This window comes from Streptomyces sp. NPDC040622 (genome assembly GCF_055593965.1).
The window spans coordinates 105,907-119,907 of sequence record NZ_JBVIXD010000004.1 but is presented as its reverse complement, the minus strand read 5'-3'; the positions used below and the strand labels follow the sequence as shown (position 1 = coordinate 119,907).

The following is a 14,001-nucleotide window of genomic DNA, read 5'->3' as shown; positions in this document are numbered from 1 at the left end:
CTCTCCGCGGTGATCACCTATGAGCGGCCTGAGGCGCGGCGCCCCGTGCTCGCCGTGGACCAGGGCACGTCGGGCACCAAGGCCCTCGTCGTCTGCCCGGAACGCGGCGTGATCGGTTCCGGCACCGCGCCGGTGCGCCCGCGGTACCTGCCCGGCGGCCTGGTGGAGGTCGACCCGGCCGAGCTGCTCTCCTCCGTCGTCGACGCGGGACGCGGGGCGCTGGCCGACGCCGGCGAACCGGTCGCCGCGGTCGGCCTCGCCAACCAGGGAGAGACCGTCCTGGCCTGGGACCCGGACACGGGCGAACCCCTCACCGACGCCCTCGTCTGGCAGGACCGGCGCGCACAGAGCGTCTGCGCGGAACTGTCCGACCATGCGGAGGAGTTGCAGAACCTCACGGGCCTGCCGCTCGACCCGTACTTCGCCGCCCCCAAAATGGCTTGGATACGACGCCACCGCACCCGGCGCGGCGTGGTGACGACGAGCGACGCCTGGCTCGTCCACCGCCTCACCGGCGCCTACGTCACCGACGCCGCGACGGCAGGCCGCACCCAGCTCCTCGACCTCGACACCGTCACCTGGTCACCGCGCGCCCTGGACCTGTACGGACTCGGCGACGAACGCCTGCCCGACGTCGTGGACGCGGCGGGCCCCGTCGGCACGACCACCGCGTTCGGCGCCGAGATCCCCCTCACCGGGCTCCTCGTGGACCAGCAGGCCGCCCTGCTCGCCCAGGACGTGACCGCGCCCGGCAGCGCCAAGTGCACCTACGGCACCGGTGCGTTCCTGCTCGCGCAGACCGGCGCGCGCCCGCGCCGCGGCACCTCGGGCCTGGTCAGCTGTGTGGCCTGGCGGCTCGCGGGACGGAGCAGCTACTGCCTCGACGGGCAGGTCTACACCGCCGCGTCCGCCGTGCGCTGGCTCACCGGCCTCGGCGTGATCGGGGGCGCCGAGGACATCGACCCGGTGGGTTCCGCCGTCCCGGACGCCGGAGGTGTCACCTTCGTGCCCGCGCTCGCCGGGCTCGCGGCTCCCTGGTGGCGCGGCGACCTGCGCGGCTCGCTGACGGGGCTGGGCCTCGACACCACCGCGGGACACCTGGTGCGCGCCCTGTGCGAGGGCATCGCCGCGCAGGTGGCCGAACTCGCCGCCGCGGCCGCCGCGGACCTGGGGCAGCCGCTGACGAGCCTGCGCGTCGACGGCGGGCTGACCCGCTCGGCCCTGCTCATGCAGACCCAGGCGGACCTGCTCCAACTGCCGGTCGAGGTCTCGGCGCTGCCCGACGTCACCGCGCTGGGCGCGGCCGCCGTCGCCCGCATCGGCCTCGACCCCTCCCTTCCGGTCGCCGACGCCGTACCGCGGTGGCGGCCCGCCGCCGTCTACGAACCGAGGATCGGCGCGGACCGGGCGGCCGAACGCCTCGCCGGCTTCCGCGCCGCGGTGACGTCACTCCTGGAACGCGCGCCCTCATGAGCGCGCCGAAGGACGGCGGACGGCCGTCGGAACGCGAAGGGCGTGTGCTGCGGCGGGCGACACCGCCGGACGTGACGTACGACGTGACCGTCATCGGCGCGGGAGTCGTCGGCGCCGCCGTCGCCCGCGAACTGGCCCGCCACCCGGGCCTGCGCATCGCCCTGGTCGAGGCCGCGAACGACGTCGGCGAGGGCACGTCGAAGGCGAACACGGCGATCCTGCACACCGGCTTCGACGCGGTCCCCGACTCCCTGGAGGCCCGCCTGGTCCGCGAGGGGCAGCGGCTGCTCGCCGCCTACGCCGCGGGATGCGGGATCCCCGTGGAGCCGGTCGGCGCCCTGCTCGTCGCCTGGGACGCCGAACAACTCGCGGCACTGCCCGGCCTGTTGGCGAAGGCGGAGCGCAACGGCTACGACGCGGCACGCATCATAGGACCCGCCGAGGTCCGGGCCCGCGAGCCGCACCTCGGCCCCGGCGCCCTCGGCGCGCTCGACGTACCCGGCGAGAGCATCATCTGCCCCTGGACCACCACGCTCGCGTACGCCACCCAGGCCGTGCGCGCGGGGGTGGACCTCCTCCTCGACTGCCGCGTGGAAGACATCGATCCGGGCGCCGACCCCCACCTGCTCACCACGAACCGCGGCACCCTGCGCACCCGCCACCTCGTCAACGCCGCAGGTCTGGGCGCGGATGCCGTCGACCGGCTCCTGGGCCACGACGACTTCACCGTCACCCCGCGCCGCGGCCAGCTCCTCGTCTTCGACAAGCTCGCCCGCGACCTGGTGCGGCACATCCTGCTGCCCGTCCCCACCGCGCTCGGCAAGGGCGTCCTGGTGGCGCCGACCGTGTACGGGAACGTCCTGCTCGGGCCCACCGCCGAGGACCTGGACGACAAGACGGCCACCGGGACGACGGCCGAGGGCATCGCCGGCCTGCTCGAGAAGGGCCGGCGGATCCTGCCGGAACTGCTCGACGAGGAGGTCACCGCGGCCTACGCGGGGCTGCGCGCCGCCACCGAGCACGACGACTACCGGATCACCGCCCACAAGGAGCAGCGGTACGTCACCGTCGGCGGCATCCGCTCCACGGGTCTCACCGCGTCCCTGGCCATCGCGGCACACGTCACCGAACTCCTCGCCGCCACCGGCCTGGAGCTCGCCGGGCCCCGGGACCTGCCGCCGGTGCGGATGCCGAACCTCGGCGAGGCCTTCCCTCGCCCCTACCGGCGCGGCGAGCTCATCGCCGCCGATCCCGCGTACGGTGCCGTGGTCTGCCACTGCGAGCGCGTGACGCGGGGCGAGATCCGCGACGCCCTCGCGGCGACGGTGCCGCCCGGCTCACTGGACGGCCTGCGGCGCCGCACGCGGGCCCGCGGCGGGCGCTGCCAGGGCTTCTACTGCGGCGCCGAAGTGCGGGAACTCTACGAACGGGGTGCGCAGTGGGGGACCGGATGAGGCGCGAACGCTTCGTCGACGTGCTGGTCGTCGGGGCCGGGCCCGCGGGCCTCGCCGCGGCGGCCGGGCTCGCCGGGGCGGGTGCCTGCGAGGTCGAGGTGGTGGAGCGGGAACGGCAGGCCGGCGGTGTCCCGCGGCACTGCTTGCACGGCGGCTTCGGGCGGATCGGGGTGACGGGACCGCAGTACGCGGAGCGCTGCGTCACCGCGGCCGTGGGCGCCGGTGCGGTGCTGCGGACCGGGGTCACCGTGACGGGCTGGGCGGCGCCGCTCACCCTGGACACCACGAGCCCGCGCGGCCTCGAGCGGATCACCGCCCGCGCTGTCGTCCTCGCCACGGGCGCCCGCGAACGCCCCCGCGCCGCACGCCTGGTGCCCGGCACCCGGCCCGTCGGCGTGTACACCACGGGCGAGCTCCAGCAGGCCGCCCACCTCCACCGGCAGCGGATCGGCACGCGTGCCGTCGTGGTCGGCGCGGAACCGGTGAGCTTCGCGGCCCTTGACACCCTGCGGCGGGCCGGGGTCGCCGTCGCCGCGCTCGTCACCGAGCACCCGCGCCACCAGGCACCGAGGGCCCGCGCCCTGGACGCCCGGCTGCGGCGCGGCGTGCCTCTGCTCACGGACGCCACCGTGGCCGAACTCCTGGGCCGCGGGCGTCTGTCGGGGGTCCGGCTGCGGCACCGGGACGGCAGGACCGCGCACGTCCCCTGCGACACCGTCGTGTTCACCGGCGACTTCGTCCCCGACCACGAACTGGCCCGGCGCGGCGGCCTGTTGCTGGATCCCGGCACGCGGGGTCCCGCCGTCGACGGCGCCTTCCGCACGGACGAGCGCGGCGTCTTCGCGGTGGGCAACGTGCTGCACGCCGCCGAACCGGCGCGTGCGGTGGCGCGCGAAGGAGCGATGGCCTCCGCGGCCGTGCGGCGCTACCTCTCCGACGGCGACTGGCCTGCCGCTTCGGTGCCGCTGCGGGTCACGGCCCCGCTCGCCTGGATCGCGCCGAACCGGCTGACCCTGGAGGAACCCACCGAGGGATTCACGCTGCGGACCACCGAGTTCGTCGCCCGTCCGACGCTGGTGATCACGCAGGACGGCAGGACCCTGCACCGCACGGGCCCGCGCCGCCCGGCCGTGCCGAACCGGCCCTTCCGGATCACCGGGAGCTGGACGGGAAGGGTGGACGTCACGGGCGGCGCGGTCCGTGTCGCCCTCGGCTAGGGCGTCAGCCCTCAGAGGGAGGCTCCGGCGAGCAGGGCGAGGTCGACGAGGCGGTGGGAGCAGCCCCACTCGTTGTCGTACCAGCCGACGGCCTTGACCTGTGGGCCCATGACGCGCGTCAGCCCGGCGTCGAAGACGCAGGACGCGGGGTCGGTGACGATGTCGGTGCTGACGAGGGGCGCCTCGGTGCAGGACAGGGTTTTCTTGAGGGGTCCCGCGGGCGCCTCGGCGTACGCCTCCTTGATCTCCTCGATGGACGTGGGACGCCGCGTGGTGACGGTCAGGTCGGTGACCGAGCCGGTGGGAACGGGCACGCGCAGCGCGAACGCGTCGAGCCGGACCGCCAGTTCGGGCAGAACCAGGCCGATGGCCTTGGCGGCGCCGCTGGAGGCCGGGCGGGGCGGCGACGACGACCTTCTTCGCGTCTCCCTCGACGCGTGCGCGGGCGCGCGCCGCGTCGGTGAAGACGCCGGTCGACTCGATGACGACGTCCACGCCGAGGTCCCCCCACGGCAGGTCCGCCGGATCGCGCTCGGCGAGCACCTCGATCGTCCTGTCCCCGACGCGGATCGTCCCCGGTCCCGCGGCGACCTCGCCGGGGAAGCGGCCGAGGGTCGAGTCTTGGGCCAGCAGGTGCGCCATGGTCGGCACGTCCCCCAGGTCGTTGACGGCGACGATCTCCCGGCCTCACCCGGCTCATCACCCGCCTGGAGCGCGACGGCCTGGTGGAGCGCCGCCGCGACCCCACCGACGGGCGCGCGGTCCTCGTCCACCTCGCCGAGGAGGGGCGACGGGCCGGCCGTTCGCGCCACGAGCACCGCACGCGCCACCTCGTGCCGCTCGTCGAGCGACTGACCCCGGCGCGGCGCACGGCCCCCGCGGGTGCGCTGCCCGCCCTGGCCCGCCTCGCGGAGCTGGGGAGGGGTGAGTCGCAGAGGGGAAGGGGGCGGGAGGCCGGGGCCGGTGGCGGATGCCACTCCCGTACGCTCCGGGGGCCCCTTCCCACGGGCCCCGCCTCCCGCATAGACTCCAAAACTAGCAGCGCTAATTTACGGGGTCGTGAGCCACGCGGCAGCGGGCAAGGCCCCCCTGGCGCCGCGCCCGGCCACACCGCAACACCCGCGAGACCCGCACCGACCGAAGCAGCGAGACCCCGCAGAACGATCCGGAGCCGTATCGTGCGCACCGTCCACTTCGCAGCCGCCCGCCGCACCCCCATCGGCAAGCTCCGCGGCGCCCTCTCCTCAGTCCGCCCCGACGACCTCGCCGCGGGCGTCGTACGGGGACTCCTCGCCGACCTGCCCCAGCTGGACCCCGCCCGGATCGACGACATCTACTGGGGCGCCGCCAACCAGGCGGGCGAGGACAACCGCAACGTCGCGCGCATGGCCGCCCTCCTCGCAGGGCTCCCGGAGTCCGTGCCCGGCGCGACCGTGAACCGGCTCTGCGCCTCGGGCCTCGAAGCCGTCACGACCGCCGCGCGCACCATCGCCGCCGGTGAGGCCGACATCGTCCTCGCGGGCGGCTCCGAGTCGATGAGCCGAGCCCCCTTCGTACTGCCCCGCCCCGACGAGGCGCTGCCGCACCGTATGGAGACCGCCGACACACGGCTCGGCTGGCGCCTGACCAACCCGAGGATGAAGGACCTGCACGGCGTCCTCGCCATGGGCGAGACGGCGGAGGAGGTCGCCGGGCGCCACGGCGTCTCGCGCGAGCGCCAGGACGCCTTCGCCCTCCGCAGCCACCAGCGCGCGGCCGCCGCGCGCAAGAACGGCCACTTCGACGACGAGATCCTCCCCGTCACCCGGCCGGACGGCGTCGTCGTCGACGCCGACGAATGCGTGCGCGAGGACACCTCGTACGAGAAGCTCAGCGCTCTGCGGCCCGTCTTCCGCAAGGACGGCACCGTGACCGCGGGCAACGCGTCGCCGATGAACGACGGCGCCGCCGGGCTGCTCCTCGTCAGCGAGGAGGCCCTGAACGACCTCGGTCTCGCATCCCTCGGCCGGTACGCCGCAGGAGGCTCGGCGGGTGTCCACCCCGATGTCATGGGCATCGGACCCGTACCCGCCACGCGCAAGGTGCTCGACCGCGTCGGCTGGCGCATCGGCGACCTTCAGGAGGCGGAGTTCAACGAGGCGTTCGCCGCCCAGGCGCTCGCCTGCGTCGACGCCCTCGGCATCGACCCGGACCTGGTCAACGCCTCCGGCGGGGCCATCGCGCTGGGCCACCCGCTCGGCTGCTCGGGCGCCCGCATCCTCACCACGCTGCTGCACCGGATGCGCCGCACCGGCGCGGCGCGCGGCCTCGCGACCATGTGCGTGGGCGTGGGGCAGGGCAGCGCGCTCCTGGTCGAGCGCGGCTGACGGCGGGCAGGCGCGCAGTCGCTAGTCCGCGCCGTGTTCCCGCCCTCCCGGGGCGGGGCGGGCGCCGCGCGCCGCCGTGTCACGCAGCAGTACGAACCACCGCAGGCCCCACGGAAACGGAGCACCCTCCCGCATGGCAACGCTCTCCCTCGCCGCGATTCTCGCCGAGCCCGCCCGCCGCCACCCCGACCGCACCGCCCTGGTCGAGGGCGAACTGAGGCTCACCTTCAAGGAGTTGTGGCGCGAGGCACGCGCACAGGGCGCCGCCCTCACGGAGCTCGGCGTGCGGCCGGGGGACCGGGTGGCCCTGATGGCGCCCAACACCGCGGAGTTCCCGAAGGCCTACTACGCCGTCCTCGCCGCCGGCGCGGTCGTCGTACCCGTCCATCTGCTGCTCGCCGCCGAGGAGGTCGAGCACGTTTTGCGGGACAGCGGCGCGACCCTGCTCCTGTGCCATCCCGCGCAGGCGCGCACGGGCGCGGCGGCCGCCGAGGGCACCGGCGTACGCATGCTGGAGCTGGGCGGCGACGGTGAGTTGGAGACCCTGGCCCGCGCCGCCGAGCCCCTCGCCACCTATGCCACGCGCGAGGCGGACGACCCGGCCGTCATCTTCTACACCAGCGGCACCACGGGCGTCCCCAAGGGCGCCGTCCTCAGCCACTTCAGCCTGGTGATGAACGCGACGGTCAACGCCTTCGACGCCAATGACGTCCGCCCCGACGACGTCGCCCTCGGCGCGCTGCCGCTCTTCCACGCCTTCGGCCAGACCGTCTCCATGAACTCCACCTGGCGGGCGGGCGCCACCCTCGTCCTGCTGCCCCGCTTCGACGCGGCGCGGGCCGTCGAGCTGATGGTCGCCGAGGGCGTCAACACCTTCCACGGCGTCCCCACGATGTACGTGGGCCTGGTGGCCGCCGCCGAGGCGGCCGCGGAACTTCCCCGGCTGCGGATCTGCATATCGGGCGGCGCCTCGCTGCCGGTCGCCGTCCTCGAACGCTTCGAGAAGGCCTTCGGCACCCCCGTGTACGAGGGCTACGGGCTCTCCGAGACCTCCCCGACCGCCTCCGTCAACCAGCCCGACTACGGTGCGAAGCCCGGCACCGTCGGACACCCGGTGTGGGGCGTCGACGTGGAGATAGCCCGTGCCGACGTCGACGACCGCGTCGAGCTGCTGCCCACCGGCGAGCTCGGCGAGGTCGTCATCCGCGGCCACAACGTCTTCTCCGGCTACCTCGGGCGCCCCGAGGCGACCGCCGAGGCCCTGGTCGACGGCTGGTTCCGCAGCGGCGACCTCGGCACCAAGGACGCCGACGGATACCTGAGCATCGTCGACCGCAAGAAGGACGTCATCATCCGCGGCGGCTTCAACGTCTACCCGCGCGAGGTCGAAGAGGTCCTGATGCGCCACCCGGCAATCGCCCAGGCCGCCGTCATCGGCCTGCCGAGCCCCGTGCACGGCGAGGAGATCTGCGCGGTCGTCGTCCCGGCGGCCGACGCCACGCCCGAGGCGGCCGATGCGATCATCGAGTGGTCCAAGCAGCACCTGGGCCGCCACAAGTACCCGCGCCTCGTGGAGTTCAGCGACGAACTCCCGCTCGGCCCGAGCATGAAGGTGCTCAAGCGGGAACTGCGCGCCCACTACAGCGCGTAGGGAGTCCGATGGGGTGGGACCTCTCGGCCTGGCAGTTCGTCGCGCTGGCCGCGGCGGCCCTGCTGGTCGGCTTCTCGAAGACCGCCGTCAGCGGGGCCAACACCATCAGCCTCGCGGTCTTCGCCGCCGTGCTGCCCGCCCGCGCCTCCACCGGCGTCCTGCTCCCCGTCCTGATCGCGGGCGACGTCCTGGCCGTGCTCACCTACCGCAGGCACGCCCACTGGCCCACCCTGTGGCGGCTGTTCCCCGCAGTCGCCGGGGGAGTGGTCATCGGCACGGCCTTCCTGATGTGGGCCGACGACGCCGTCGTACGGACGTCCATCGGGGCGATCCTGCTGCTCATGGCGGGCGTCACGATCGCCCGCCGCAGAGCGGCGCGCGCGGCGCCGGCGGGGGGCGGGGAGGAGCGCGAGGACGCCGAGATCGGCGCGAACGGCAGGCCGGGCAGCCGCCTCAAGGCACCCTCCTACGGCGTCCTCGGCGGCTTCACCACCATGGTCGCCAACGCGGGCGGACCGGTGATGTCGATGTACCTGCTCTCCGCGGGCTTCCGGAAGCTGGGCTTCCTGGGGACGTCCGCGTGGTTCTTCCTGATCGTCAACACCTCCAAGGTGCCGTTCAGTGTGGGCCTCGGACTGATCGACGCCCGCTCGCTGCTCCTGGACGCGGCCCTGGTGCTCTTCGTGGTACCGGGTGCGATCCTCGGCAAGTACACGGTGCACCGCATCAACCAGCGACTCTTCGAGCGGCTCGTCATCGCTGCCACCGTGCTCGGCGGCCTGCAACTGCTGCTGCGCTGACGAGCAGACGCCCGGCAGCGCTCAGACAGGGTTCAGGCAGTGCGCAGGCGGTGCTCAGCGCGGGGTGACCGAGGCGCCCACCGTCTCGGGGGAGAGCCCGTGCTCCAGGTCCTCCACCAAGAGCCGCTTGGCGATCGAGTCGACCGCCGCCGCGAGCTCCTTGTCCGGCGCACGGCCGAGGTCCTTCTCGACCTCCTGGCCCAGCCAGGCCCCCCACGCCTTGGAGATGACCTCCGCCTCGCGCTCCCCGGCCGGCGTGTGCGAGAAGTACGAGCCCGTGCGGGTCAGGTAGCCCTCGTCGACCATGCGGTCGAAGACGGGCACCAGGACCTCCGGCGGAATCCTGCGCCGGGCCGCGATCAGACCCAGGCTCGCATGGCCCACCATCCGGGTGAACAGCGAGACCTGCATGACCGCCCAGGCGCCCGCGATGTCGAGACGGGTGTCCGAGTCCCGGATGATGCCGCGCGCGGTGGTCATGCCGACATTGCGGATGATGTGGGCGACGCCCCGCTCCAGGAGGTGCCCGGAGTCGCCGCTGCTCGGCTGGGCGAAGCCCTCACCCATGTCCGGAGCGCCCATCCGGGCGCTGTCGCGCAACTCGACCTGCTTGAGGAAGAGCGCCACCAGGAAGCCCAGGAGCGCGACCGGGACGGTCCACAGGAAGACGGTGTGCAGCGAATCCGCGTACGCCTTGACGATCGGCGCGGCGACGCCCGCGGGCAGGTCGTGCAGCCCCTCCGGGCTCTGTGCCGCCTTGCCGACCGTGGCGGGATCCCCGCCGGCCCGTGCCGCCGCCGCGACGCCGTCCTTGAGGTTCGGCGTGAGCGTGTTGGCGTAGATGGTGCCGAACACGGCCGTGCCGAACGAGCTGCCCAGCGTGCGGAAGAAGGTGACGCCGGACGTGGCGGTGCCCAGATCCGCGTACGCGACGGTGTTCTGCACGGCGATCGTCAGGACCTGCATGCACAGGCCGATGCCGGTGCCGAGCACGAACATGTACAGCGACTCCAGCCACGTGCTCGTCTCGCTCCCCATCAGCGACAGCAGATAGAGCCCGAGCGCCATCACCAGCGCGCCGACGATCGGGAAGATGCGGTACGTGCCGGTCTTGCTGACCACGTTGCCGCTGAAGATGGACGCGATGAGCAGCCCGATCACCATGGGCAGCGTCCGCACGCCCGAGATCGTCGCCGAGTCCCCGTCGACGTACTGCAGGTAGGTGGGCAGGAACGTCATCGCGCCGAGCATCGCGAAGCCCACGATGAAGCTGAGGATCGAGCAGACCGTGAAGACCGGATTGGCGAACAGCCGCATCGGCAGCATCGGTTCGGCGGCCCGCGTCTCGACGACGCAGAACAGCGCGAGTGCGACCAGACCACCGGCGAACAGGCCGATGATGGTCGGCGATCCCCACGCGTACTGGTTGCCGCCCCAACTCGTCGCCAGGATCAGCGCGCTCGCCCCGACCGCGACGAGCGCGATGCCGAGGTAGTCGATGACGGGCCGCACCGCCGACTTGACGACGGGGATCGTGCGGGCGGCCGCGAGGACCACGACGATCGCGATGGGCACGTTGACGTAGAACGCCCAGCGCCAGGTCAGATGGTCCGTGAAGAGCCCGCCGAGCAGCGGCCCGATCACGGTGGACACCCCGAAGACGGCGCCGATCGCCCCCTGGTACTTGCCGCGCTCGCGCAGCGGGATGACATCGGCGATCAACGCCATGGACGTGACCATCAGGCCGCCCGCGCCGATGCCCTGCATCGCCCGCCAGGAGATGAGCAGCGTCATGTTCGTCGACAGGCCGCACAGGAAGGAGCCGGTGATGAAGATGACCGCCGAGACCTGGAAGACGACCTTTCGCCCGAACAGGTCACCGAACTTGCCGACGAGGACCGTGGCGACGGTCTCCGCGAGCAGGTAGGACGTGACGACCCACGACATGTGCTCCGCCCCGCCCAGATCCGACACGATCGTCGGCAGCGCGGTGCCGACGATGGTCTGGTCGAGTGCCGCGAGCAGCATGCCCAGCATGATCGTCACGAAGACGACGTTGCGGCGCCGCCGGTCGAGGACGGGCGGCGCCTGCGGCTCGGCGAAGGCCGGCGGGGCCGGCTGGTCGGTGGTGGTCACACGGCCACCCTCACACCGGGGCCGGGCCCGTGCATGCGGGGCGAGGCCGGTTCGGTGACGGAGACGGTGACGGTGAAGGAACGGGCGTCGCCCGCGGCGGCGGCCTGCCGCGCCCGGGGCTAGCCCGTCCGGCCCGGCGTTCCGCCGCGCAACCGCGGCGCGTGGGCCGCCGCGTCCACCGCGGCGCCCTCGCGCCCGAGGAGCTCAGCCAATGCCTCCGCCCAGTCGACCAGTTCGGCGACTCCGATCCCGTAGGGCCTGACCTGCCCGGTCTGCGCGCTCCAGGCGGATACGGCACCGGCCCCGCGCAGCAGCAGTCGCGCGCCTCCCGTGGTGTTGCCGCGGGCCGAGTGCGTGAGCCCGACGGCGAGCTGCGCCAGCCCCTTCCACAGGCCCCGCTCGGCCTCGGGCCCCGACTTCCACGCGTCCTCGAAGACCTCGTGGGCGTGGAAGGGGCGCCCCGCATCGAGCAGCTCCTGCGCCTCGGCGACGGACTCCTCGGGCGCGCGCACGACCCCCTCCGGCTGCCGGGGCACCCCGTCGGTGCCATAGGGGAGCGGCCGCCCGAGGCCGTCGCGGGGCCGCTGATTGCGGGCCCGCCCCTCCTCGTCGCGATCGCGCTCACGGCCACTGTCGTACGGTCCGGGTGCAGTGCTCATAAGCCGATTGTCGCGCCTGTCTGACGGCGGTCACCGTTGAACGGAGCACCCTCCGCAGTGGGGTAGAGTTCTACCTGTGATCACGCGGGAACACCGCGCCGAACACATCGGGACGTGGCGCAGCTTGGTAGCGCACTTGACTGGGGGTCAAGGGGTCGCAGGTTCAAATCCTGTCGTCCCGACTTGAGAGAGTCGAGGTCAGGGCCGGTTTTGGAGCAATCCGAAACCGGCCCTCGATCGTTTTCGCGGACCACTTGGGGGCCGACGTTCCTTGGCCTGGTGCAGGTAGCGCTGCGTCTCGACTCAGCCTCGCCTCTTCGACGCGCTGCCCTCGACGGCTTCGACGACCTGCTTCGCCGTGGCCTTGGCCGAGCCCGGGTTCTGACCGGTGACGAGGTTGCCGTCGGTCACGACGTAGGAGACGAACGGCAGTGTCGCCTTTTCGTAGAGCGCGCCGCGCTCTTTGGCCTGCTCCTCGGCGTTGTAGGGGACCAGCTTGTCGACGCGGGCGAGGACCTCCTCGGTCCAGGCGAATCCCGTGATCCTGCGGCCGGCGATGAGATAGGAGTCGTCGGAGAGCCGGGTGTTGAGCAGGCCGCAGTAGCCATGGCAGACCGAGGAGACGACGCCACCGCGCTCGTAGATCTCGCGGGTGATGCGCTGCAGGCCCTCGCTGTCGGGGAAGTCGTACATCACCGCGTGACCGCCGGTGAAGTAGATCGCATCGTACTCGGATGCGTCGATCCGGTCCGGGCTCGCCGTGTTCTCGAGCAGCGCCGTCTTCCCGGGGTCGGCGCGCCACGCCTTGGCGGTCTTGTCGTAATTCGGGAACTTCAGCGCACGCGGCTCGAGAGGCACCGCGCCGCCGGCTGGGCTGACGAGCGTCTGCTCGTAGCCGTGCTCCTCGAAGACGTGCCAGGCATGCGTGAGCTCGGAGAGCCACAGGCCAGTGGTGTGGGAAGGGTCGTCGTAGTGGCCGACGTTCGTGACGACGTTGAGGACGCGCTTGGTCATGGCTGATCTTCCTTCATGCGGACCGGGACGGCGAGGTGACGGGCCGTCGTATCCGGAGCCGGTGGACTGTCAGCGGATGCCCAGGGCGCGCAGCGTCTTGAATGCCCGGGTCAGGATCCGCGCCCACTGCCCGTGCTCGATCCCGCCGGGCGGGGTGAAGCCTTGGGGGGTGCTGGTGGGCGACGGTCTGGGCTTCGGTGTACGTGAGTGGTCGGCTTGCCGGTCGGTATCATGGACCGTCCTCCAATGTGAGCGCCGCTAACACCGAGGATCACACGGGATGTGGGCGCCGTCAACAACGGAGGGTGCGGGGCGCGCGACGGGCGGCACGCGTCAGGGGCCGACCGCTGTGATGGCAAGGAAGGCGCTGCGCACCCGGTCGGCGATCTCCTGGTCCGACGCGGCCTGCAGCTTGCCGTCGAGATGGAGGCAGGCCAACCCGTGGGCGAGCCCCCAGCCGGCCGTGGCCAGAGCCGATGCGTCGGCTTCGGGGGAGACGCGAGCGAGCGCGTCGGCCAGCAGCTCGTGCAGGGCGTCCGCGGCCTTGACCCGTCCGTCGTCGACGTCGTCGCACGGCTTGCCGAACATCACGCGGAACAGGGCCGGGCGCCGGAGCGCGAAGGCGACGTAGGTGACGGCGAACTCGGCCAGGTCCGGGAGCGATGCGGGCAGGTCGCGCCCGCCACCCAGGTCGGCCAGCAGGTCCCGGAAACCCTCGACGGCCAGCGCGGACTCCAGAGCGTCGCGGTCCTTGAAGTGGCGGTACGGCGCGGTCGGCGACACGCCGGCCCGGCGTGCGACGGCGCGCAGCGAGAAGGGCTCGCCGCCCTCCTCCAGCATCTCCATCGCGGTCGACAGCAGCGCCGCTCGCAGGTCGCCGTGGTGGTAGCCGCTCTTCTCTGATGTTGACATTGCTTACTTCGCCCTTCTATGCTGTGTTAGCGCTGTAAACATAGTGTACGTCCGAAGGTGCCGAGGCCTGTGGGAATGGGCCCCGCACGGTGCTCGCCCGCTGGCCGGCGGGCGCGGTCGATCAGCCGATCACCACACCGGCCCTCGTCATCACGGCCTGGGCGACGCACGTTGTCGCCGGTCGGGGCAGTCGACGACACCTCGCTCATCGCCTCTTCTCGTCCACCTCGGTGACACGGTGGCACCACACCAGCGACCAGGTGCCCGAAGGCTCGGCCTGCGACCGCATCGGCTGGGTCCGCACCCCGGCCGCAGTGGT

General features: G+C 72.9%; 11 protein-coding genes, 1 tRNA gene and 1 pseudogene. 7 read left to right on the top strand and 6 right to left on the bottom strand.

Annotation, left to right across the window (positions count from 1 at the left end; all coding sequences use genetic code 11):
* Nucleotides 1–9: 9 nt before the first annotated feature.
* The 3 genes from ACZ592_RS12555 to ACZ592_RS12545 are packed head-to-tail and all read left to right on the top strand — an operon-like array spanning nt 10 to nt 4,144.
* Nucleotides 10–1,473: an FGGY family carbohydrate kinase gene (locus tag ACZ592_RS12555; protein WP_471581510.1), complete on the top strand. Its 1,464-nt coding sequence runs from the start codon at nt 10–12 to the stop codon at nt 1,471–1,473.
* Nucleotides 1,470–2,927, top strand: a complete 1,458-nt coding sequence (locus tag ACZ592_RS12550) for an FAD-dependent oxidoreductase (protein WP_471581509.1) — start codon at nt 1,470–1,472, stop codon at nt 2,925–2,927. The genes ACZ592_RS12555 and ACZ592_RS12550 overlap by 4 nt, the downstream gene beginning before the upstream one ends.
* Nucleotides 2,924–4,144 (top strand): NAD(P)/FAD-dependent oxidoreductase, encoded by a 1,221-nt coding sequence (locus ACZ592_RS12545; protein ID WP_471581508.1) that lies wholly within the window; start codon nt 2,924–2,926, stop codon nt 4,142–4,144. Before ACZ592_RS12550 ends, ACZ592_RS12545 begins: the two co-directional genes overlap by 4 nt.
* An 11-nt stretch (nt 4,145–4,155) precedes the next feature.
* Here ACZ592_RS12545 and ACZ592_RS12540 read toward each other — a convergent pair whose 3' ends face one another.
* Nucleotides 4,156–4,512 carry a hypothetical protein gene (locus ACZ592_RS12540; protein WP_471581912.1) on the bottom strand — a complete coding sequence of 119 codons (357 nt, stop codon included), beginning with the start codon at nt 4,510–4,512 and terminating at the stop codon, nt 4,156–4,158.
* Between the two features lie 148 nt (nt 4,513–4,660).
* Nucleotides 4,661–4,786, bottom strand: a pseudogene (locus ACZ592_RS12535) (type I glyceraldehyde-3-phosphate dehydrogenase); the annotation flags it as partial.
* Nucleotides 4,787–5,322: 536 nt separating this feature from the next.
* Between ACZ592_RS12535 and ACZ592_RS12530 the strand changes: the two are divergent.
* The 3 genes from ACZ592_RS12530 to ACZ592_RS12520 all read left to right on the top strand — a co-directional run bounded on the left by ACZ592_RS12530 (nt 5,323) and on the right by ACZ592_RS12520 (nt 8,961).
* Nucleotides 5,323–6,510, top strand: coding sequence for a thiolase family protein (locus tag ACZ592_RS12530; protein ID WP_471581507.1), 1,188 nt, complete (start codon nt 5,323–5,325; stop codon nt 6,508–6,510).
* A 133-nt stretch (nt 6,511–6,643) separates the two neighbouring features.
* Nucleotides 6,644–8,161, top strand: coding sequence for a long-chain-fatty-acid--CoA ligase (locus tag ACZ592_RS12525; RefSeq protein ID WP_471581506.1), 1,518 nt, complete (start codon nt 6,644–6,646; stop codon nt 8,159–8,161).
* An 8-nt stretch (nt 8,162–8,169) separates the two neighbouring features.
* Nucleotides 8,170–8,961, top strand: coding sequence for a sulfite exporter TauE/SafE family protein (locus ACZ592_RS12520; RefSeq protein ID WP_471581505.1), 792 nt, complete (start codon nt 8,170–8,172; stop codon nt 8,959–8,961).
* 54 nt (nt 8,962–9,015) lie between these two features.
* Here ACZ592_RS12520 and ACZ592_RS12515 read toward each other — a convergent pair whose 3' ends face one another.
* Together ACZ592_RS12515 and ACZ592_RS12510 are read right to left on the bottom strand one after the other, a co-directional pair.
* The gene (locus tag ACZ592_RS12515) at nt 9,016–11,097 is read right to left on the bottom strand and encodes an MDR family MFS transporter (RefSeq protein WP_471581504.1); all 2,082 of its coding nucleotides are present in this window, start codon (nt 11,095–11,097) and stop codon (nt 9,016–9,018) included.
* Nucleotides 11,098–11,216: 119 nt separating this feature from the next.
* On the bottom strand, nt 11,217–11,756 hold the full coding sequence (locus tag ACZ592_RS12510) for a DUF309 domain-containing protein (RefSeq protein ID WP_471581503.1): 540 nt from the start codon (nt 11,754–11,756) through the stop codon (nt 11,217–11,219).
* Between the two features lie 108 nt (nt 11,757–11,864).
* Between ACZ592_RS12510 and ACZ592_RS12505 the strand changes: the two genes are divergently transcribed.
* Nucleotides 11,865–11,938: transfer RNA gene (locus ACZ592_RS12505), tRNA-Pro, on the top strand.
* A 121-nt stretch (nt 11,939–12,059) separates the two neighbouring features.
* Here ACZ592_RS12505 and ACZ592_RS12500 read toward each other — a convergent pair.
* Both ACZ592_RS12500 and ACZ592_RS12495 read right to left on the bottom strand, forming a co-directional pair.
* Nucleotides 12,060–12,770 (bottom strand): type 1 glutamine amidotransferase domain-containing protein, encoded by a 711-nt coding sequence (locus tag ACZ592_RS12500; RefSeq protein WP_471581502.1) that lies wholly within the window; start codon nt 12,768–12,770, stop codon nt 12,060–12,062.
* 333 nt (nt 12,771–13,103) lie between these two features.
* The gene (locus ACZ592_RS12495) at nt 13,104–13,682 is read right to left on the bottom strand and encodes a TetR/AcrR family transcriptional regulator (RefSeq protein WP_471581501.1); all 579 of its coding nucleotides are present in this window, start codon (nt 13,680–13,682) and stop codon (nt 13,104–13,106) included.
* Between the last annotated feature and the right edge of the window lie 319 nt (nt 13,683–14,001).

Excerpts from the sequence above, each read along its gene's own strand:
- ACZ592_RS12550 (WP_471581509.1), top strand. The coding sequence starts at position 1,470 with ATGAGCGCGCCGAAGGACGGCGGACGGCCGTCGGAACGCGAAGGGCGT.
- ACZ592_RS12545 (WP_471581508.1), top strand. The coding sequence starts at position 2,924 with ATGAGGCGCGAACGCTTCGTCGACGTGCTGGTCGTCGGGGCCGGGCCC.
- ACZ592_RS12525 (WP_471581506.1), top strand. The coding sequence starts at position 6,644 with ATGGCAACGCTCTCCCTCGCCGCGATTCTCGCCGAGCCCGCCCGCCGC.
- ACZ592_RS12520 (WP_471581505.1), top strand. The coding sequence starts at position 8,170 with ATGGGGTGGGACCTCTCGGCCTGGCAGTTCGTCGCGCTGGCCGCGGCG.
- ACZ592_RS12510 (WP_471581503.1), bottom strand. The coding sequence starts at position 11,756 with ATGAGCACTGCACCCGGACCGTACGACAGTGGCCGTGAGCGCGATCGC.
- ACZ592_RS12500 (WP_471581502.1), bottom strand. The coding sequence starts at position 12,770 with ATGACCAAGCGCGTCCTCAACGTCGTCACGAACGTCGGCCACTACGAC.
- ACZ592_RS12495 (WP_471581501.1), bottom strand. The coding sequence starts at position 13,682 with ATGTCAACATCAGAGAAGAGCGGCTACCACCACGGCGACCTGCGAGCG.